This is a genomic window from Paraburkholderia sediminicola (assembly GCF_046027825.1).
Classification (GTDB): domain Bacteria; phylum Pseudomonadota; class Gammaproteobacteria; order Burkholderiales; family Burkholderiaceae; genus Paraburkholderia; species Paraburkholderia sediminicola_D.
In genome coordinates this window covers 1-19,259 of the sequence record NZ_JAQQDU010000133.1, presented here as the reverse complement: position 1 = coordinate 19,259, position 19,259 = coordinate 1, and the positions used below count along the sequence as shown (strand labels likewise).

At 58.0% G+C, this 19,259-nt stretch carries 17 protein-coding genes; 9 read left to right on the top strand and 8 right to left on the bottom strand.

Features of this window, described 5'->3' with window-relative positions; translation table 11 throughout:
- Positions 1-128: 128 nt before the first annotated feature.
- A complete protein-coding gene (locus PQQ96_RS38565) occupies positions 129-1,121 on the bottom strand; it encodes an IS5 family transposase (RefSeq protein ID WP_408302160.1) in 993 nt (330 codons plus the stop codon).
- Between the two features lie 125 nt (positions 1,122-1,246).
- A complete protein-coding gene (locus PQQ96_RS38560; protein WP_408302158.1) occupies positions 1,247-2,185 on the bottom strand; it encodes a LysR family transcriptional regulator in 939 nt (312 codons plus the stop codon).
- 117 nt (positions 2,186-2,302) lie between these two features.
- Here PQQ96_RS38560 and PQQ96_RS38555 point away from each other — a divergent pair, with 117 nt between their 5' ends.
- The 6 genes from PQQ96_RS38555 (at position 2,303) to PQQ96_RS38530 (ending at position 6,793) form a co-directional block, all read left to right on the top strand.
- Positions 2,303-3,187 carry an MBL fold metallo-hydrolase gene (locus PQQ96_RS38555; protein ID WP_494478210.1) on the top strand — a complete coding sequence of 295 codons (885 nt, stop codon included), beginning with the start codon at positions 2,303-2,305 and terminating at the stop codon, positions 3,185-3,187.
- Between the two features lie 63 nt (positions 3,188-3,250).
- Positions 3,251-4,555 (top strand): MFS transporter, encoded by a 1,305-nt coding sequence (locus PQQ96_RS38550; RefSeq protein WP_408302164.1) that lies wholly within the window; start codon positions 3,251-3,253, stop codon positions 4,553-4,555.
- A 680-nt stretch (positions 4,556-5,235) separates the two neighbouring features.
- On the top strand, positions 5,236-5,388 hold the full coding sequence (locus PQQ96_RS38545; RefSeq protein ID WP_408302154.1) for a hypothetical protein: 153 nt from the start codon (positions 5,236-5,238) through the stop codon (positions 5,386-5,388).
- Positions 5,389-5,645: 257 nt separating this feature from the next.
- Entirely contained in the window at positions 5,646-5,930 is a 285-nt protein-coding gene (locus tag PQQ96_RS38540) for a type II toxin-antitoxin system Phd/YefM family antitoxin (protein ID WP_408302152.1), read from the top strand.
- The gene (locus tag PQQ96_RS38535; protein WP_408302150.1) at positions 5,930-6,268 is read left to right on the top strand and encodes a type II toxin-antitoxin system RelE/ParE family toxin; all 339 of its coding nucleotides are present in this window, start codon (positions 5,930-5,932) and stop codon (positions 6,266-6,268) included. The genes PQQ96_RS38540 and PQQ96_RS38535 overlap by 1 nt, the downstream gene beginning before the upstream one ends.
- A 354-nt stretch (positions 6,269-6,622) precedes the next feature.
- Positions 6,623-6,793, top strand: a complete 171-nt coding sequence (locus tag PQQ96_RS38530) for a DUF1488 family protein (RefSeq protein WP_408302149.1) — start codon at positions 6,623-6,625, stop codon at positions 6,791-6,793.
- A 94-nt stretch (positions 6,794-6,887) separates the two neighbouring features.
- On the opposite strand, the gene PQQ96_RS38525 is transcribed toward PQQ96_RS38530, so the two are convergent.
- From PQQ96_RS38525 to PQQ96_RS38505, 5 genes are all read right to left on the bottom strand, one after another.
- A complete protein-coding gene (locus tag PQQ96_RS38525; RefSeq protein WP_408302148.1) occupies positions 6,888-7,109 on the bottom strand; it encodes a hypothetical protein in 222 nt (73 codons plus the stop codon).
- On the bottom strand, positions 7,106-7,897 hold the full coding sequence (gene istB / locus PQQ96_RS38520) for an IS21-like element helper ATPase IstB (RefSeq protein WP_408302162.1): 792 nt from the start codon (positions 7,895-7,897) through the stop codon (positions 7,106-7,108). Before istB ends, PQQ96_RS38525 begins: the two co-directional genes overlap by 4 nt.
- Entirely contained in the window at positions 7,869-9,380 is a 1,512-nt protein-coding gene (istA, locus tag PQQ96_RS38515; protein WP_408302146.1) for an IS21 family transposase, read from the bottom strand. The genes istB and istA overlap by 29 nt, the downstream gene beginning before the upstream one ends.
- Positions 9,381-10,939: 1,559 nt before the next feature.
- Positions 10,940-11,215 (bottom strand): antitoxin Xre/MbcA/ParS toxin-binding domain-containing protein, encoded by a 276-nt coding sequence (locus tag PQQ96_RS38510; protein ID WP_408302144.1) that lies wholly within the window; start codon positions 11,213-11,215, stop codon positions 10,940-10,942.
- A 603-nt stretch (positions 11,216-11,818) separates the two neighbouring features.
- Entirely contained in the window at positions 11,819-12,847 is a 1,029-nt protein-coding gene (locus tag PQQ96_RS38505; protein WP_408302142.1) for an ATP-binding protein, read from the bottom strand.
- Between the two features lie 15 nt (positions 12,848-12,862).
- Here PQQ96_RS38505 and PQQ96_RS38500 point away from each other — a divergent pair, with 15 nt between their 5' ends.
- The gene (locus PQQ96_RS38500) at positions 12,863-14,500 is read left to right on the top strand and encodes a hypothetical protein (RefSeq protein WP_408302140.1); all 1,638 of its coding nucleotides are present in this window, start codon (positions 12,863-12,865) and stop codon (positions 14,498-14,500) included.
- A 146-nt stretch (positions 14,501-14,646) separates the two neighbouring features.
- On the opposite strand, the gene PQQ96_RS38495 is transcribed toward PQQ96_RS38500, so the two are convergent.
- Complete coding sequence (locus PQQ96_RS38495; RefSeq protein ID WP_408302138.1) at positions 14,647-15,669, bottom strand: DNA-binding protein; 1,023 nt, start codon at positions 15,667-15,669, stop codon at positions 14,647-14,649.
- 160 nt (positions 15,670-15,829) lie between these two features.
- On the opposite strand from PQQ96_RS38495, the gene PQQ96_RS38490 reads away from it, so the two are divergent.
- Both PQQ96_RS38490 and PQQ96_RS38485 read left to right on the top strand, forming a co-directional pair.
- Positions 15,830-17,008 carry a tyrosine-type recombinase/integrase gene (locus PQQ96_RS38490; RefSeq protein ID WP_408302137.1) on the top strand — a complete coding sequence of 393 codons (1,179 nt, stop codon included), beginning with the start codon at positions 15,830-15,832 and terminating at the stop codon, positions 17,006-17,008.
- Positions 17,009-17,181: 173 nt separating this feature from the next.
- A partial coding sequence (locus PQQ96_RS38485) for an AAA family ATPase (protein WP_408302135.1) occupies positions 17,182-19,259 on the top strand: 2,078 nt, incomplete at its 3' end.

The following is a 19,259-nucleotide window of genomic DNA, read 5'->3' as shown; positions in this document are numbered from 1 at the left end:
AAATGCTGATTAATGTGCTGCCCGTTCGGCTTGCAGAAGAACAGGCGTCAAACTTTCTGGATAGCGAATCGAATCGGCGCTCATTTCGGTTGATTTGGCTCGTAAACGAGCCTCCCCGCGCGCATTTTTTACACGCATGACGGATTGCTCCCATGAACCGATCGCAACAGATTTCGCGCAATCACCAGATTCGCCAGAGCGAACAGGCTGAACAGTTGCGCCGTGTTCTTGGCCAAGCCCTTGTATCGGGTCTTGCGATGGTGAAACAGGTTCTTGACGATATGGAACGGATGCTCGACCCGCGCTCGGATCTGCGCCTTTGTCCGCTCGGCCGCTATCACCAGGTCCTTCAGCGGGCCTTCCGACATCGCCTTGATCTTTCCGCGCTTGGCCGCGACGTGCCACTTCACCGCCTTGCCCTTCATTTCCTCGCGCTTGTCTACGCCAATGTAGCCCGCGTCGGCGAACGCCTGCTCTTCATGCCCGTGCAACAGGGCATGCGCCTGCGACACATCCGACACGTTGGCCGCCGTGCCAACCACACTGTGAATCAGGCCCGAGTCGGCGTCCACGCCAACATGGGCTTTCATCCCGAAGTGCCATTCGTTGCCCTTCTTCGTCTGATGCATGTCAGGGTCACGGCTCTTCCCGGCGGTTTTGGTCGACGGTGGCGCTTCGAAGATCATCGCATCAACCAGCGTGCCTCCCTTCATCAGCAGGCCTCGCTCGCACAGCGAGATGCCGATCTCGTCGAACAGCTTGCGTGTCAGTTCGTGTTCGATCAGCAGGCGCCGGAATTTCAGCAGCGTGGTCGCATCCGGCACGTTCTCGACCGCCAGATCAATGCCGGCGAAGGCGCGCAGCGCGATGCTGTCATACAGCGCATCTTCCAGCCCTTCGTCCGACAGCCCGTACCACTGTTGCAGGAAGTAGATCCGCAGCATTCGCTCCAGGCCAATCGGCGGACGGCCTCGCGTGCCCTTTGGGTAATGCGGTTCGATTGCAGACAGCAAGCGCTGCCACGGCACAATCTTCTCCATCTCCGCCAGGAAGCGTTGGCGTTTCGTCACGCGCTTCTTGCCTGCAATTTCCGCTTCCGCGAAGCCGATCTGCCTCTTCATCGTCGTGGGTCCGTTCCGTGAACTGCCTTCTATAACGTCCTCGGCTACGTCACCGATGACCAACGAGCTTTATTAATCAGTGTTTCCCTAGCGTTAAAACCGGTTCGTGATCTCTGGCTTAGCGTCTATGGCGCGACTGCTCGGATCACCCGCTTGAGTGCTCCAAGCGTCCGGTCACTTTGGGCCGCTCTTCGAGTAATCAAGCTCACTGCCGGGAGCAAGAAGTCGAGTTCAACAGGCAGAATCCTACACAATCCTTCCGCTGCGATTTCTTCGGCGAGGTCTCGCGGGAGCATCGTGACGCATACCTCATTGGAGGCAAGCGTAGCTTTGATGGCCGCAACCGAGATTGTCTCGACAAGTGGCTCGCGTATGACAACCCCGCTCCGCACGAGCATTTCTTCGAATGCACGACGGGTAGGGGTGGCTTTCGGCGGAAGAACCCATTCTGCAGTGGCAAAATCGTTGATTGTCAGCTTTCGGCTATTCGGAGACTGATACGCCCGATTCGAAAGAAGAACCGCTTGCTGCGTATAGAGAATTTCCTGCTCCATCTCGCTGGAGTTCACGTGTGTGAGCCTGGCTATCACACAGTCGAGTTCATGACGGCTCAGCATGTCGACCAGTGCGTCGGTGTGACCATCGTGAACCACGAAGCGATAATTGAATCCCTGTTGCCGCAGCGCGTCCATCGCCTTCGTGAGCAGTGAGTAGGAGATGAACTGGATGATTCCAATTCTCACGGTGCCGTGAAACCCGGCGTGAAACGCAGTCAAGTCGGCGGCGAGGTTGCGCAGGTCTTCCAGAAAGGCCGCACTCCGCGGTACGAGTAGATAGGCAACTGGCGTCGGCACTAGTCCGCGCGAAGTTCGCTCGAAAAGTTCGGCACCGACAATCTCCTCCATTTCCTTCAGTGCCTTGGTGATAGCAGGCTGGCTGAGATTCATCTCGTCAGCGACCTTACGCAACGAGCGGTGGCGATAGACCGACGACAGCAATACGAAGTGCCGAGCCTTCAAGCGCTGCGTCAAAATGGCCCAAAGCTGTTCTTCCGATGCGCGCACCGAATTTCCATTTGGTTATCGACGAATAAGTATATTTCAATATTTGGTTATTTGGCTGACCTAGTATCGAGTCCACAGGTGCCAGACACGCATCCCACTTCTTGATCTGGAGGTCAAATGAAACTGTGGCTCTTGGGAACCGGCACGCCGACACCGTCAATGAACCGGATGTGTTCCGGTTACCTCATCGAAGCTGGCGATGACTACATTGTGTTCGACCATGGTTTCGGCTCGCACCACCGTCTGCTCGAGCTCGGTGTCCCGGCAACGCGTGTTTCGCATGCGTTTTTCAGTCACCATCACTACGACCATATGGGCGACTACCCCCGGCTTCTCCTTACACGCTGGGACCAGGGCGCGGGCAAGATTCCGGAGCTGAAGGTCTATGGGCCGCCGCCGCTGCAGAAGATTACCGACCGCCTGTTCGGCGATGATGGCGCGTTTGGTCCAGACCTGATTTCTCGCACTGAGAATCAGGCGAGCATTGACGTGTATCGCGCTCGTGGCGGGGAAGGCGTCCGGCGCAAGCCGCAGCCTCTGATAACCGAATTGGCTCCGGACGGTACCGTTACGGAAGCCGAGTGGACCGTACGGGTCGTTCCGGTGAACCACTTTGCGCCGCACCTCACCTCCTATGGCTATCGCATCGACCACCATGGTCAATCGATTGTCTATTCCGGCGATAGCGGTCCATGCCCCGCGCTCAATCAACTCGCGCAGGGCTGTGACGTGCTGGTGCATATGTGCCATTACCTCACCGGCACCGCACCGAGCAAGACATTCGCGGCATTCTCTTCTGGACATATCGAGGTTGCGGAGGCGGCGAAACAGGCGGGCGCTAAAAACCTGGTCATTTCGCACGTCACGGAGCAGTTCGACAAACCAGGCGTGCGCGAACGCGTCATTACGGAGGTGAGCCGGATTTACAGCGGCAACATATTCTTTGGCGCTGACTTGATGGAAATACCGGTGTCCGGGCCAGAGGCGAGCAAGCTCGACTAACTCCAATCGAGTGGCGGCCGCGTGTCTTGCTACTCCAAACTCTAATCGAGGTATCTTGTGAACATGCTAGAGCACCCCGCCGGTTCCCCCTCATTAGGGACGAACATCGAGCCAACGCGATTTGTAGAGAGGAAGGCCATCGTTGCTGCTGTCATCGGCACCACCCTTGAGTGGTACGACCTGTTTGCATATCTGTACTTCTCGGTGACGATATCGAAGCTTTTCTTTCCTCACGCGGACCCGTTGATTTCGCTTCTGGCGACCGTTGGCACGTTCGGCGGCTCGTATCTTGTGAAACCGCTCGGGGCAATGGTCCTCAGTTCATATGCTGACCGGGTCAGTGCGAAATCAGCGCTCACGCTGACTGTGACGCTGATGGGGCTTGGAACAGCGATGATTGCCTTCACGCCGACGTATTCATCGATCGGTGTCGCCGCGACAGTGGTGATGGTGGCCGCCCGACTGATTCAGGGATTTTCCTCAGGGGGCGAATACGGTTCCGGCATCACTTTCATCGTTCAGCGGGCGCCTGCGGCCGAGCGAGGCTTTTTTGCCAGTTTTCAGATTGCGGCCCAAGGGCTTACGTCGGTTTTTGCCGGTCTTACCGGGGTCGTTATTTCAGTTGCGCTTACAACGGAGCAAATTTCCAATTGGGGCTGGCGCGTCCCGTTCGTCCTTGGGCTCGTGATCATACCCGTCGCGGTCTACATTCGGCGCAACATTTCTGAGGTTCACAGCACGACGATTGCTCCCCGGCATCCGACGCCGGTGCGAGAAGCACTCAGCCGATACCCACTCCTTTGTCTTCTTTCCATCGGCACGTTCATCCTGGTTTCGGTTTCTTCGTATGCACTTGCGTTCTACCTGCCGACCTATGCAGTGAGAACCCTCGGGCTTGCGCCGACAAGTGCATTTGCGGCCACCATACTGACCGGCAGCGTCCAGGCAGTGTTTTCGCCCATCTTCGGCAGACTATCTGACAAGGTTGGCCGGCTTCAAGTGATGCGCACCGCAGCGATCATGATGGCTGTCATCGTGATACCTGCGTTCCAATTCGTAGTATCGAATCCAAGCGTAGCTTCGCTCCTAATGAGTCAAGTTGTTCTCGGCCTCGCGATGACCGCATATCAGGCGCCGATGCCTGCGCTGCTTTGCGACCTGTTTCCACCAGCGATACGAACGGTGGGGGTTTCGATAGCTCATGACTTCACGGCTGCGACATTCGGTGGGTTCACGCCACTATTGATCACGTACATGATTGCGGCGACTGGCTCCAAGGTCGTGCCGGGCTTCTATGTGGGAGGTGCCGCCGTGATAAGTGCCGTCTGCATAACGCTCATTACCCGGTATGCCCGGACCCTAGCGTGATGGCCATCGGTCCAAGTGACGAAGCGCATGGCGTTTTGAGTAGCCATTAGGTCATTCGTCCACAGCTGTCCACAGGCCGTTGGGGGTCTGGCCAGCAGCTACCATGCGGGTAACGCGACGCAGACGCTGAAGACCACGAACAGCCGGGTGGGGAAAGAATTACGCGCGAATCGCGGGCCTGTTCAAAACGCATTCGCGTATCGATAAAAAGGCTGTGACGGTCGCCGCTGTGGCGCTTGTAGAAAAGGGTCGTCAGCAGGTGTTCATGGCGGCCGCGGTGTTTGTGAACGGTGTGTTCACCCCAGTTGAACAGCAGCAGCGCGGCTCAGACCGCGAGCAGATCAAGTGGACGCACTTGCATCAGGCTATGCCAGCAGGTCAATCAGGCGATGAGCCAGATGGACGAGGTGGCCCAGCGCAATTCCGCTTTGGTCGTGCAGGCATCGGCGGCATGCTAGGGCGCGTTAGGTGTGGAGCGCGGCCCCGCACAAGCACGAGAATGCCATCAAAGGGCAACCGCAGAGGGATATGTGTCGGCGCCGTCGCCGCAAAGCGGCGGCGCAATTGGTGTAGATGTGCGCTAAATGTCAGAAAGCAGGTTGACTGGGGAGCGTTAAATGTCTTGGGTTTCGGCAGCGTGCTGGCTAAAATTTGAGCGCCATGGTCTGCCGGAGATCGAAATGAAGGTCACGATTCGCGCGGAGATCGCCACAGACTGGAACGAAACCGAGACCTTAGAAATCAGTGAAATTGAGCGCCAGTATTGCAAGCTGGATCAGTCGAAAATCGGCTTGCCTCTGGTTGAAGGCAAAGACGTGCTGCACAAGCCGTAGCAGATATTCGCTGCAGCGCTGGCTGAGGCCCGACCAGCGCGCTGCATCGCCGGTGGCCCGCGAGGCGGGCGAAGCAGGATAGGGCGGCGCATTCATGGCGACCAATGAATGACGTCGAACTGCAGCATATTTTGTAGGCGGGCAAATCGAGCCTTCGATGACAGATCACGAAGCAGCTTAGGCTGATTCAGGACTTTCCATGAAACTGAATTTAGTCTATATTTGGTCTGAATGACGCAGCCAACGGAGGATCAGACATGCGCCTGGCAGACCACGTAAAGCCAATTAGCTACCTGAAAAGCGACGCAGCGCAGATCGTCAAGGATTTGACGGCCTCTGGCGAGCCCCTGCTCATTACGCAGAATGGCGAGGCGAAGCTCGTCGTGCAGGACGTACAGAGCTATGAGGATACCCAGCAAACGCTGGCGTTGCTCAAGATACTGGCCTTAGGCCAGAAGGACATTGAGCAGGGAAAATTCAAGGAAGCTGGTGAGTTTCTTGCTGAGCTCGCCGACCTTGATCGGAAGGAGAAAACCCGCTGATGGGGCCGGCGAAGCTGAAGCTCCTGATTCTCGACCAAGCGCAGGAGGATACGAAGGATTTGCGTCGCTACATCCTCAAAAGCTTCGGTGCCGAGACGTGGAAGCAGACGTCCGCTGAATTGACCGTCACGTTTAGCAATATCAGGCAATTCCCACAGAGCGGTTATGTCCCGGCCGAGCTTGCAGATTTCGGCGGTCTGAATTTTCGGGAAGCCTTGAGCGGACAGAACCGGGTCATCTATGAGGTGCGCGGCGACACGATTTACATTCACGTTGTCACCGATACGCGCCGGGATCTACGAACGCTTCTCCAGAAACGACTATTGCGTTCTCGCTGAAAAATTCAGCTTTATGGGTCGAGTCTTCACGCTGTAGTGCCGGACCACTCGCCAGATGGTAGTACACGCGTACTCCCGAAAAAGCTCACCATAACGGTGAATATTGATTTCCAATACGCGACTAACCGTCTGTGGCAATCACTTACACCTCAAAACGCAAAACCGCCTGCAACAGGTCAGCCGTCTGAAGAAATAATGAGCACATACGTCGCTGGCGGTTATCGATAACGGATACCTCGTGAAGCTGAACCGTTGCGTCATTGACGATTGCGCTGCTTTCGACTTCTGGTAGATTAATTGCTGAGTGGCGCAGTACAAATACAAAGACCGCGAATGATATTGTCGAGGTACGTCATGGAAGTTCTTGATTGCGCCCCCGTCGTCTCGCCGGACGGACGCGCCGTGGTTTTCATGCTGTCGATCCGCGGCCGCGAGGTCGAAGGCGCAATCGCGCGTGACGCACTCGAAGAGCATTTTTGGCTACCGCGTAGCGCCGACGCGACGCGCATGTTAGCGGCGGTGTAAAACCGCTTTTAGATGGCGGCGCAAGGTTGAGCGAAACGGTCAACCATGAAGGGGCCACCGGGCCCTTCATGGCGCTGTGACGGTGGCGCAGGGATCAGAACGGTGGGCCGCGGTCGGTAGCTCGGGTAGCGACGACAGGTCGGCGCCGTTCACGCAGCAACTCGTGTAACTGGTCCCCATAGAAGTCGGTGATCACGGCGAGCAGATCATCGAGCAGCTCGAACACGGCGAGCGCCTGGTCGGGTGTCCAGTCGTCGGGTACAACGAACGGTAGCCCGCGCCGACGGCCAGAGGGCAGCAACGGTTTGTGACTCATGAGGCAGTTCCTTTCTTCACGGCGGTTCTTTTTGCGCTCCGTTGCCGGGCGCGGGCTTCGGTACGTTCGCGTGCCTCCTTGAGCCGGTACGACTCGCCCTCAATCGAGATCACCTCGGCGCGATGCACCAGCCGGTCGACCAGTGAGACCACACAGGCCGCGTTCGGGAACACCTCCGACCATTCCGAGAACGGTTTGTTGGTCGTAACAATCGTGGAACGGGCCTCGTACCTCCTGCTGATCAGTTCGAACAGCAGGTCGGCATGGCGATTCGAATAGGACAGATATCCCACCTCGTCGATGAGCAGGATGTCCGGCGTCGCGTAGTGGCGCAGCCGCCGGCGCAACGCAGAATCGCTATCGAGTGCGGCCAGTTCGCCGAGCATCTCGCTGGCCGACCGGCACAGCACGGTGTGGCCCGCGATGAGGGCCTGGTGCGCCACGTTCTGCGCGAGTGTCGATTTGCCCACGCCGTTCGGGCCGATGAACACGACGTTGGTTGCGTCGTTGAGGAACGTGAGCGACATCAGATCCTCGACGGCCGAACGTTCGATGCGTTTGGGCCACTTCCAGTCGAAGTCACCCAGTGCCTTGAAGCCGCCCAGCTTTGCGTCGCGGATACGCCGCTGCAATGAACGGTGGGCGCGCTCATCCTCTTCCCACTGCAGCAGCGGCGCGACCCAGTTGGCGTCAGCCACTTCGGACCAGTGCTCGACGAGCCCGTTCAGGCGCAGCGCCTGTGCACGTGAGCGAAGGGTTTCATTGTTGTTCGGATTCGATGTCGTCATCTTCGGCAGTGAGTTGGTCATAAGTGTCCAGGCGGTGCGGCTGCACGGGCGCATCCTTGCGTCGTACGTGCTCGGGCAGCTTCATCGCGACAGGTGGTGGAGCACCACGCGCGGCACGGCGGCGCTCAAGTGCAGCACGTACGGTGTTCGTATGTGCAGAGCCCGTGCGTAGTGTGTCCTCGACGGCGGCCTGCAGTTCGGCGGCGCCGTAACGATCGAGCAGGCGCAGCAGCGCGTTGGTGAGTGCGCCGATGTTTGCACCGCGTTCGGCCGCTCGCGTGAGCAGTAACTGGCAGGCCGGCACCGCCTTCGTCAGACTGTTGATACCGCGGTGCTGACGGGCCTGATGCTTGAATTCCACGAGCGTCTTCAGATGCTGTGGGTCCTCGATCTGTGCGTCGCGGTCATAGCTTCGGCGGTGACTGGCGATCACTTCGCCACCGTCGAACACCCGGACCTGTGTCTGGTCCGCACGTACTGTCAGCGTTCGGCGCACATGCGTGTGCGGGATCGTGTAGTCGTTCAGGTCGAAGCGCACATACGGCGTCTTGCCGACCTTCACCGCGAGCTGCTCTTCCACGGGGTACGGGTTGTCGGGCAGCGGGAGCAGCATCGGCTGTTCCTTTGTGAAGGCTTCGCGTACGCTGATGGTCCGATCCTCGGGACACGGCCGGTCGGCCGCCTGGGTCCGGCACCAGTGCTCGGCCTGCGCGTTCAGGTCGTCCAGGCCACTGAAGCTGCGCGCCGCGAAGAACGCTTCACGGATGTGGCGGATCGCCCGTTCTACGCGCCCCTTCTCATTACCCCGTGCCACGGCGACCGGACGGGGCTCGAAGCGGTAATGGCTGGCGAACGCGAGCAGCGTCGGATGGAAGCGGATCGCGTCACCCTGACGCTCGAGCACGGCGCTCTTGAGGTTGTCGTACAGCAGGACCCTTGGCAGGGCACACCACGTGTTGAACGCGCCGACGTGGCCACGCAGGAAGTTCTCCATCCGGGCGTCAAGGAAGAACCGCAGGTAGATATCGCGCGAGTAAGACAGCACCATCACGAAGGCCATCAGCGGTCGGCGCGCGCAACCGATCTCGATGTGACCGAAGTGACCCCAGTCCACCTGCCCCTGTTCGCCCGGCAATGTGCGCAGACGCAGGAAGGCCTCGGCAGGCGGGCGCGGCCGGTACAGCGCGATCAGGTGCCGGAAGTGGTCTGGAGCGCCCGTGTAGCCACGCTCGCGCACCATCGAGTACAGCCGGCTGGCCGTGAGCGAGGGGAACTTCTCCAGCGTCTGCTGGATGAACGACAGGTAAGGCTCGATCATCGAGGCGCGCGGTGGCGGTCCGTGTCGGGGCAACCCGGCATGCGCGAGTACACGCTGCACCGTCTCGCGATGCACGTGCAACTGCTTCGCGATCGTGCCGCAACGCCACTTCTCGACGTGGTACAGGCGCAGGATCTGCGCCTCCAGTTCAACTGCTATCGTCATTCAGAATCTCCGTAGTCCGCCGATAAACACAACGAGGACCACGGCGACGCACAAAGCCTGTACGCACGAACGGCGGCAGCGGGCAGCCGCAACAGTGACAACGCGACGTTGCTGGCGCCGCCGCTACGCAAGTGTCAGTTGCGACTGCAACGGCGGCGTCGGTCGGGTCCGGCTGCAGTACATCATTCGCGGGGGACGCGGGTGAACGGTGATGCGTCACGAATTTGCATCTGGCCCGGTGGCGTCGGGCTCGTGCAGCGTGTGCAAAGCGGCCGCAACGGCTTTGTTGATAGCGGTGACCCGCCGCGCGCGTGTTCTCGCGCCGGGCGGCCTGCGCACAGTCGGCGTTGCAATAGCGGTTGCCGCGATCGCAGCGGCGACAGATGAACACCTGCGCCCGGCAACGGGCGCACAGGAAGAGGCGGCCCGTGGCCTGCATCGGCGGTCCTTGTAGAACGCCGAAGAGGTTCCGGGAGAAATCGACGGGACGCGCAAGCGATGCGATACTGCGGCTTCATGCGTTCCGCCTGCCGGCCTTATGGCCCGCATCAGGGAATCCGTGGAGGCGTGGCACCGGGTTGAACTTGGCGGTTTGAGGCCGGTGTCGCGCCTGTTGTTTCTTCGGCGAACCAGGTTTCTACCACGCTCCCGGCCGCACGCGCGAAGGCGTGACGCTATGTGCGTCTCCAGTCGCCCTACGGGCTCCCTTCGACGCCCACAGCGTCAACTTCCTGCTCATCCCTATCAGGTCAAGGCAACACGGCGCGGCCTCCACTGCCGCATGTGAAATGCCGCTGTCAACTTGACGCCGCCAGATTTGCGCGGATTCACACCGCCATCGACACGCGCACGCTCAAAACATTTGAAAACGGTCGCAACCGCATCGTCGCGGTCGCCCAAAGAAAGTTACTTGCGCGACCCGACGAGCCGCTGCGACTGACCGGCAGCGACTTCGTGACCCGGAGACGGGCCATTGGATGACGGTGGCATATCGAGTCGGTATGTATCTGACAAACAAAGAAAAAGCCCTGACAACACACCAGTTCTGTTGATAATTTATATTATGTCAAATTGTTTGCGGAAGCTGTGGCGAATGCAGCCTGACGCAAGCGCTAGCTGGCCGACGCAAGCAATCTCGACCACTATCGCTATCTAAATCTAACCACCACGCGACTTAGTTTGGGCTTCCGGTCAACTTGCGTCCAAACTTGCATCACCTTGATCAACAGGCGATCAGCATTACTTCTTGTCCGACGCCAACCAACCTACAACTGCTCGGCGGCTGTCAACTGGCCATCTTTGCCTCACCGTGAGGAACTGAGGTGCCCAGCGGACTGCCTTTCGAAGCTGCTCCCGCTTGCGAAAATGACGTCTGCGGCTTGGCGCTCTAAGTGTCGACTCCTTGCTCGGCCGCAGCAGCCCGTGGGTTGACGCGCTTAGGCGGCCGCCAGATCAGATCCAGTAGCAGATTTGATCGACTCGGCTGGAGCGAGACCTTCACTAGCACCGCGGAGGCACGAAACAGCCGCCCGCTGCAAACCGCCGCGCCGACGGACGCCTTACGCACATGTCCCGAACTGAATTCTCTGCAAGACATTGACGACCTCATCCCGCTGCCCTCCCGAAAGCACCTCAAGTGGATTTTTCCCATTGAAGTGAGGTTGGGAGAGTACCAACCAAGACGCTGCAAAATCGGCATTTCCGAACGTCTGTAACAGTTCTTCAGCTAGTCCGCCGTCGGTCACTGTGATGATTTCGAGCGCTCGCAGGCTGGCTGCTCGCAGCTGGCTCTGTAATGCGATGACGTCGGACGAGAGGATTTCCAAGTCAGTCATGTCACCCCCGCTATGAGAAGCATCTAGGTGAAACTTAACAGCTACCTGCGAAACTGTCTATCTGTGCTGGTCAAGCAATCCGGCGGTAGCTGGCGAACTTGCAGCCCCGAGTGCGTATCAAATTTGGATTCGCCTTACATGTCAAAATTCGTTGTGTCGACTGCTCCGATGGATAACTTTGCTTATGTAAACTTTAGGATATCAAATTATTGTTTGATGATTTTTTGAGCCATGCCGCAGCGTCGACGCATCAAGCTCGGTCTTTCGTTGTCCACTTGACAAGTCCCCTTCCCTCTAACTGACGCTTGAGAACCATCCGTTACAACAAGCAATGCGTAAATCATAAATAGGGAGGACGATTTCCTCACTCGATTGTCAATCCGGTGGCTACAGCTTTGCGGGGACGGGGTTTCCGCCAGCTTGTGTATCGACGATACCGTCGCGGATACCGACGCATACCGAGCGAGTATGCTATGACCTGTAGCCTGCGTTTGCTGCGCATCACGCCGTCCAACGTACGCAGATGCCCCGGGCGGCTTGCGCTCCCGCGTCGCTACCGGCTCCGCGTCGAGCCCGGCAGACGATAGTCAGCACCGCCACCGTTTATGAAGCCGCGAGGACTCTTCCCCTCCACCTTTCGACAACGTCGTTGAAATTGACTTCGCGCCAACCCGCGTTCCATTCCTGCAGATAATTCACGCTTCGCGAATGCGGTTCCGGCGTTGGCAATGCGAATCTGCCGACCGTCGGCATCAGAGGAGCATCACCGACTGCGAGAAATTCACCTTGTCCAAGGTTGGGTAGAAGGTCGCCAATAGCGGCGGAGACGTCGGGCAGCAACGACTTGATATAGCTCTGGTCAACTGTATTGGTCAATCGCAGCGAAATGAAGTTGCTGCATTGGGAGAAAATTGTTTCGGAGACTTCAGATGGTCGCTGGCTCACGACCATGAGCGTCACGCCATATTTTCTCCCCTCCTTTGCAATCCGCTCAATCGATTTTCTCGACGAGTCATACTGCGCCCCGCCCGACCGCGGTACATAGTTATGCGCCTCTTCGCATATCACCATGATAGGAACGTCGCTGACCTGACCACCGGCATGCCGGGTCTTGGAATAGTGGAAGCCAAAGTCGAATATCATCCGTGAGATGAGGCTCACGACGATACTGAGGACCTCAAACGGAATGCCACTCAGATCGACAATCGAAATGTTGGACCGCGTCAGATAGCCGATGAACTGACGTACAACATCAGCAAAGTCGCCAGTGGACAGAGAAGTTCCATCAGGCTTTTGCGGATAAAAAAGGAAACGCAAACGCGGGTCAGCCAACCGGGTCCGAAGTCGCAGAATGAGGCGATCAAATTCTCCGTGGAACGGCCCGTTCGTTGCTTTCGTCTCCTTCGCTGTGGAGGACACCACGAAAGTCTGGACGGCATCAAAATAGCAGGTATCACGATCGCTTACGAGCGTGCCGTCCAATAACTTTGGCATGCCCTCGCCTGCGAGTTTGCCGATGACTTCCGAGTTCATGTTCTCGAGATAGTTCACCACTTCGTCGATCGAGAAATAGACTGGACTGTCAAACGAGATATTCGATAGGCCCGGATTGTGGCGGCGCTTGTTACGCACAACGTACGGTATCCAATGGGCTCGTTTGGCGCCTCCGCCAACGACGAAACACGGACTAAATGGACGTCCGAATTCGTCGAAACGTTGACCAAGCTAACGCACGTCGTGGAACGCGAAGCCTTGGCTGACATCGTTCACATCGAAATGGCCAAAGGTATCGGTTGGCTCGCGCAACATGGGGCAGAGGAAGTGCGCGAGCTTGCGAGGGGAATTATCGCCAAGCTACCGGAGACACTCGAGTCTCGCGTCGCCCAGGCTCTTATGAGCGGATGGATGCAGATTCATCTGGACGGCGAGCTGACCGACAGCGAGCAACGCTGGCGGAAAAGACTCGACGAACTGGCAAATGAACTGCTCTCCGATGGTTCAAGCGCCGAACGCGTGCTTCTGGCCGTCGAGAATCACCTGACAGCCATTGCATCTGCCGGAGTCGCCACCGAGTCGTCACCGTATTTCCTGTTCAATCTGCTGCTTTCGAAGTCTCCCGACCTGCCCTTTGCAACCGTTGAGCACACGTTTGAGCATCCCGACAGTCCCATAGCTCGATTTGCCGGGGAAGCCCTCGCCAAGGTACTGGGAAACCGGCATAAATCGGGTTTCGCACTAGCAAAGCGCCTCTGGTCCAGTGGCAATGACGTGCTGCAGAGGATAGTGGCCCGTGCCTATTCGATGTATCGCCCGGCAACCCAGTTTACCGCCGGTGAGTTGCGAATGCTGCAAAGCATCTTCTCGGCCGAACCGTCAATCTGTCGATGTGGGCTTGGGGCAATCATGACGGTGGCGAGCACGGACAAGAGAGGCGCAATCGGCCTGCTTAAATTGCTTCCGCTCGGAGCATCTCGCGAACTCGCGGACGAAGCGTTTACCATTCTGCAACGCGAAGGGCCACTGCCGCTATCCACATTGAGCGACGAAGACGTCCCCGCGCTTCTCGAAAAGTTGGTCCCGTCGGCGGATCTGGACGGATATTGGGTCCAGGCCGTCCTCGCGGCATTGTCTGGCGAACGTCCAGCGCTCGTCCTAGATTTTTTTCTGTCCAGGTTGCTTTATTCAGCGCGGAACGATGATTGGAGCTATCGGGTTTGTTATCTTCGGCCCTATCAGGCGGTTGCCTTGCGCTTCAAAGACGCACCGGGCGCCGATGGGTGCATGCGCCGCCTGGTTGAATGGATGAGAGACAAAGGCGACGACGCATCGCTGTTAAGTGAAGCCGGTGAGCTATTCGCCTCGTTATTCGGACCTCTCGACGACCACGTCATTGCTCTACTCGCGAATGAGCTTCTGACACCGTCTCCACAAAGTATCCGTGTCCTCATTTCAATCGTGGCCCATGCCGACAATAGTTTCGTCTTTACATACAGGGATATTGTCATCCGCCTGTTGGACCTGGCGATGACGTTCGACCGTGAGCTTGCTGACGCCGCAATAAGTGGCCTTTACCGCAGCGCAATCAACGGTGTCTCGCGCAGTGCCCCCGGTCAGCCCAGTCCAAAAGACTTGGATATGAAGCAGGACGCGGAGAAAGCACTGTCCGAGCTATCGAGATTTTCGATTGCTTTCCCTCTTTACGATGGACTGCTCCGGCACGCGGAACAAAGCATTGCGATGAGCCACGCAGTCCGCGGGGCAATTGATGATGATGACGAAGACTAAGCTTTCGATTACGCCGCTTTGTGGGCGACTAACCGGGCCCATTCTGATGCATTTTCGCGCGCAGTTCGCCAATGCGGCCTGCAAACACCCAAGATGTCCTAGCGCCGTCGGAAAAATCGGCGACGCGCCAAGGCGCAGGACCGGGATCAGGCTGACCGCTTCCGCGTTGGAACGTTGGGCACTGTACGGCGAGGTTTGCTGGGTGCGACGGAAGGCCGTGAGCGCTTCTGCGCTGCTGGCTGGTTCGCCGCGGCGGTCGCGAGTTGCAATCTCAACGTGTCGAGTTCCCTGACGTATGCCGCGTTCGAGTTGCGAAGCGCTTCCAGACTCCCCTCGACGACGCCTGCGCGATGGCGCGCGTCGCCAAGCTGAACCTGCAGCGCCTGGATTTCTTCCCGATGCCGGGTCTCGCTCTGCTCCGCCCTTCGCGCGGCCGCCTCAAGCTCCTTCTGGGACCGTGCGCTCACGCCCCGCTCCCGTTCGATCTCAAGGAGGGCCCGCTTCTCGGCCGCGCGCAAACGCTCTTCCGCGAGCTCAGCGCTGCTCCGAAGTTTGTCGAGTTCAACTGAGAAATCCGCCCTCGCCTGCACCAGCGCCCGATCGCGCGCGCCGATCTCATCCTGCTGTCGCGCGATTTCAGTCTCCAGCGCCCGACGTGTCGCATCAGCCGCGGCCAGCACCTGCTCAAGCTCCTGAATGCGCACCTGTGCCGCCAGCAACGCGCCGGTGCGTTGTTCGAGCACTGCTTCGGTGCGCGCGAGTTCGGCCTGCCGTGACGTCACTTCGTTGCGCGCGCTGGTCTTCTCCGCTTCGGCGTCAGCGCGCAGTGCCTCGAGCGCTGCCTGCGCTGACGTGGTGGACTTCGCCCACAGCGTCGCGACCAAGTCCCCTGCCGCTGCCTGCAACTCCGCAGGCAGATCCGGATGCTCGATCCGCACCCTGCTCTTCTCGCGCAACTCGACCCAGAACTCACCGAGCACCTGAGTCGGCGTACTCATGCTGCCGCGCTTCACCAGTTGATACAGCCGGTTCGCGGTCGGCGTGATGCCGAAGCGGAAGAACAGCAGCGAGCAGACTTCGCGGTACAGCTCGCGGGTCTTCGGGAAGCCGGCCTTCAGGCGGTCGATTTCGGCGGCGAGGCGGGCTTCATCGGGCAGGACGTCGGACATGGGGAGAGTTTTTGTTGAATTTAGAAAATAATATAACGTAAACCGATAAATATCCAATGAATGATAGTCTTAATTTTGACATTAGTTCTATAATGTTGACATTCAATGCGTCGCCGCTTACAGCAAACGCACGACACCCCGATCGACCTCAAGCCATCCCATGACCGCCCTGCTGCTGCCTCCGCAGCCCATCGACAACCTGACCATCCCGTCTGAACTGGATGGCAGCGCGGGCAACAATCGCTCCAGAAATGGCACCGCGCAGATCGCCGCCCGTAATGATCTCGACGCGATCCGTGCATGGCTGGCCCGCTTTGTCGAGACCAAGACGACCTTCGACAACTACCGCAAGGAAGCCGAACGTCTGCTACTGTGGTCCGTCCTCCAGATGGGCAAGCCGCTGTCGTCACTGACCCACGAAGACCTCCTCGTCTATCAGCACTTCCTCGCCGATCCGCAGCCCAGCGCGCGCTGGACCGCCAGTGGCGGACGCAAGCACCCACGTGGCGATCCGCGCTGGCGGCCGTTCTACGGACCGCTGTCCGCCACCAGCCAGCGTCAGGCGATGGTGATTCTCAACGTGATGTTCGCGTGGCTGGTGCAGGCGGGGTATCTGGCCGGCAATCCACTCTCGCTGTCGCGCCAGCGCGCGCGGCGCGCCAAGCCGCGGATCACCCGTTATCTGTCGCCTGAGCTCTGGCTCGAAGTCAAAACCTGGATTCACGCGATGCCGAAGGCGACGGACCGCGAGCGCGAACATTACGCGCGCGTGCGCTGGCTGTTCACCCTGCTCTATCTGGGTGGCCTGCGGATTACCGAAGTGGGTGAAAACACGATGGGCCGGTTTTTCTGCCGCCCTGATGCGAACGGCCAGGATCGCTGGTGGCTCGAGGTTCTCGGCAAAGGCGGCAAGGAACGCCTGGTGCCGGCTACTGCGGAAATGATGGCGGAGCTCGGCGCGTACCGTCGCGAACGGGGACTGCCGGCACGCCCTTCGTCGGATGAAGACACGCCGCTGGTACTGCCGATCGGGCAGTCGCTCAAGCCGCTGACGCGCGCCGCGCTGCACCGGATTGTGAAGGAGGTTTTCAGCGGCGCCGCCGACGCGCTACGCGCGCGCGGCGAAACGCATGCGCCACGAGCCGATCAACTGGAGCAGGCATCGGCGCACTGGCTGCGACACAGCGCCGGATCGCATATGGCTGACCAGCAGGTCGATCTGCGGCTTGTGCGCGACAACCTCGGGCATGCGTCGCTCACGACCACCAGTCAGTATCTTCACGTGGAAGACGATCGTCGTCATCGTGAAACCGATGAAAAGCACCGCATTGACTGGTAGTCCAGACGACTGAAGGTCGGCCTAAGTGGACATACCCGTCGGTCCCCAATCAACGGGGCGCAACGTCCGCTTCCAAGAAAAGAGTAAAGTGCTCGTTAGTATCGAAACCACTGGACGCGTCATAGCCACTCTCATCTAAACCATTAAAGCAAGACAGCAAGAGGGGACGAAGGGTGATCAAGGCAATCGCAAAGATTAAAGGACTTGGTGTCTATGAGAATTACGTCAAGCCCCTAGGAACCCAGGAGTTCGGGGTTAAGAATCTCATCTATGGATGGAACTATTCGGGTAAGACTACGCTTTCGCGCCTTTTCGCCCAGCTTGAAAATAAGACTCCCAATCCAGATCTTGGTGGTTGCTCGTTCGCTCTCGAGATCGATAACGGCTCAATCACGGAAGCGAACTACACGCAATCTGGATTGACCGTACGGGTCTTTAATTCTGATTTCATTCGCGACAATCTTCACTTTGGTGGCGAGCATTTCAAGCCCATCTTGCTTCTAGGCCAAGAGTCCGATCAAGCTCAAAAAAAGCTGGACAATTATAATGAGCGAATCAAAAAAACTCTTGCGAGAATCCGCGAAATCAAAGGGCGAATCGGTGACATTGAGGGCGCCGTTTCCCAGGCTAAGACTGAAGCGGCAAAAAATATTCGGCAGACGCTAAAACTCGATCCATACACGGCCACCCACCTCAATAGTGACATCACAACTGTCACTATTATCGATTCGCAGCCTCTTTCTGAGAAGGATCTTCAGGATGAGCTTGAGCTTTCTCTGACCCCAGATAGCAAGAAGCCCGGCACCGTTGATCGTCTGTCCGCGTCGCCGTCGATCGAACCTTTGCATAAGGAAGCGATTTCCATCCTTGCGACTACGCCGAGCTTAGCCCATACGATCAAGCACCTCGAAAAACACTCTTCCATTGAGCGATGGGTCGAAGCGGGCCTTTCCCTCCACGCGGACAAGGAAACCTGTGAGTTTTGCGGTGGAGACGTGACGAAGCACCGCCTTGCGGAACTACAGGCGCACTTCTCGAAGGATCTTGGGGAGCAAAAGCAAAAGGTCGTTGCCTTGTTGACACGTGTGCATGCCGCCAAGATCGAGCTCACTTTGCCGAGGGAAGCCGAGTTCAACCCCCAGTTCCGCGGAAAGTTCAATCAGACTGCCGCCATACTGCCGGAGGCATTGGCAGCCTTTAATCAGGCGGTGGCCACTCTCGCCGCGGACGTCCAACTAAAGGTCGATGCGCCGTTCAAGCCCGTGGAGCCAACGCCCATTGCAGAGCACCTTGCGCAGCCCATCATCGACAGCATCAAGGCGATCAACGCGGTTATCGACGAGAACAACGAACTAGCCGTGAATTTCTCCAATGCCAAGGCAACCGCGATCAAGCGGGTGCGTTATCACTACGTGCGGCAGTTCGTCGACACACAAAGCAAGTCCGAGCTAACCAGCAAGATTACGCACCTGCAAGCAAGGCAAGACCGCCTCCAGATTTTCGTGAAGACCATGCAACGCGAACTTGAGACTCTTCACGCTCTCATCAGCCAAGCTCAACGAGGGCGCGAGGAGATTAACGAACGGCTGGCCTCGATGCTGGGTAGCGAAGCCGTGCAGATCAAGGTGGTTAAGGACGCGACGGCTCAGGAGCGATTCCAACTTGTCCGAAAGACGGGCAAGCCCGCCAAGAATCTCAGCGACGGCGAACGAACGGCTGTCGCCTTCTCTTACTTTCTGGCGAAGCTTAAAGAACTAAAGCCGGGGGAGTTCAAGGAGACCGTTGTTTATGTTGACGACCCGATCTCTAGCCTGGATGCCAATCACCTTTTTCAGGTCGCCGCCGCTATCAAAGAAGCGTTCTTCTGGAAAAATGAGGCGAACACTTGGACAACTCGGTGCAAGCAGTTTTTCTTGTCGACACACAATTTCCAATTCTTTGACCTTGTTCGCGAGATAGACCCCAAAAAGCAACCACGGGCAGCGTTGTTTTTCCTTCGAAAAGTGAGTCCCACACAGTCAATCTTGGGCAATATGCCTAAATCGCTGTGCAAATACGCCTCAGAGTATCACTTCCTCTTTGAAACGATCCTGAATTTCAGGGCCATTCCGGACAAGTCGGCCTACGATAACCTGATGTTGCTTCCGAATGCGGTGCGGCGTTTCACCGAGCTTTACACCTATTCCAGAATCCCAACGGATACGGATGGAACGGTGGATCGACGAGCTGAAGCTCTTTTTGGACCTGAGAC